A 239-nucleotide genomic window follows, 5' to 3' on the forward strand; every position below is an offset into this window, starting at 1 on the left:
TCTGAAAGGCTTTCGTCAATTGCATTCAAAAACGCCAGGTCATCCAGAGTTAGGCTATACACCTGGGGTTGAAACGACGACAGGTCCACTAGGTCAAGGTATTGCCAATGCGGTCGGCTTTGCGATCGCAGAGAAAACGCTAGCGGCGCAGTTCAATCGTGACGGTCATAACATTGTCGATCATCATACTTATGCGTTCTTAGGCGATGGTTGCCTTATGGAAGGTATCAGCCATGAAG

At 48.5% G+C, this 239-nt stretch carries 1 protein-coding gene; it reads left to right on the top strand.

What is annotated here, in order from left to right:
* On the top strand, positions 1 to 239 hold a 239-nt coding region (locus tag AAEY72_RS16200; protein WP_502945416.1), incomplete at both ends, for a thiamine pyrophosphate-binding protein.

This window comes from Psychrobacter sp. W2-37-MNA-CIBAN-0211 (assembly GCF_040309405.1).
Lineage (GTDB): Bacteria > Pseudomonadota > Gammaproteobacteria > Pseudomonadales > Moraxellaceae > Psychrobacter > Psychrobacter glaciei.